Consider the following 1,201-nt stretch of genomic DNA (forward strand, 5'->3'; position numbering starts at 1 on the left):
GCGTCCGACTTGCTTGTCCTTCCAGGGGTCGTAGACCCACACGTCCATATCGAACAAGTTTCAGCTAATGGAATTCTTAATGCTGATACTTGGGAGAGCGGAACAATTGCAGCTGCCTTTGGCGGTACCACGACGGTCATAGCTTTTGCTGCCCAACACGTTGGCATGAACCTGTCGAAAGTGGTTGAGGATTATTCACTGCTTGCTAGCAAAGGGGCGGTGGTCGATTATTGCTTTCATATGATCTTGGCCGATCCAACGGAAGAAGCCTTATCCGTCGATCTTCCTAAGCTCATTCATCAAGGACACTCGTCCATAAAGCTATTCATGACATATGACCTACTCAGAGTTTCAGACGAAGCTATCCTAGATGTCCTGCTGGTCGCCAAGGAAACCGGAGCTTCTGTGTGTTTTCACGCGGAAAATGGCGGCATGATTTCGTGGTTGTCGAAACGACTTCTCGCGGCTGGTTTTTCGCAGCCGGTCTATCATCCGCTAAGCCATCCTCGCCTTGCCGAAGCCGACGCGATTGACCGACTAGTCAAACTCAGTGCGCTCGTCGATCAACCGATCATCATTCTGCACGTATCAACGAGGGAAGGGGCCGCGATCATTCGCCGTGCTCGCGGAGAGAACCTTAAGGTCTTTGGCGAGACATGTCCGCAATACCTCTTCATGACCGCAGGCGACTTGCAAAAGCCGGGACTGGAGGCGGCCAAGTGGATGTGCTCGCCGCCACAGCGGTCAGCTGATGATCAAGAGGAGCTGTGGAATGCCCTCGACCGTGGGGATCTGCAGCTTGTTTCGTCAGATCACGCACCCTATCGATTCGACACTAGCGGGAAATTGCGAAACGGCGACAAATCAAACTTCAAGGAGATCGCCAATGGGATGCCCGGAATAGAAGTACGGCTTCCATTGCTTTTTGACGCCATGGTCTCAAAAGGCAAGCTGGGCCTCGAGAAATTTGTTGAGTTGACCTCCACGGCGCCGGCGAAACTCTTCAATCTTCATCCGCGAAAAGGGTCGATTGCGGTCGGCGCGGATGCCGATATAGTCCTTTGGGATGCCGACAAGCGCGTGACTCTGACCGACGAAGGTGTGCACGACAACACGGGTTACACACCCTATGCGGGTCGTGAACTGAAGGGTTGGCCCCAGACTGTAATTCGTCGCGGCCAGGTCATTGTTGATCAAGGGA

1 protein-coding gene is annotated in these 1,201 nt (G+C 53.4%); it reads left to right on the forward strand.

All coding sequences use genetic code 11. The features are described 5' to 3' along the window. Positions 1-1,201: dihydropyrimidinase (hydA, locus tag EN935_RS36810; RefSeq protein ID WP_127374280.1), on the forward strand; the 1,201-nt coding region annotated here is incomplete at both ends.

It is taken from the genome of Mesorhizobium sp. M7D.F.Ca.US.004.03.1.1 (assembly GCF_003998635.1).
Lineage (GTDB): Bacteria > Pseudomonadota > Alphaproteobacteria > Rhizobiales > Rhizobiaceae > Mesorhizobium > Mesorhizobium loti.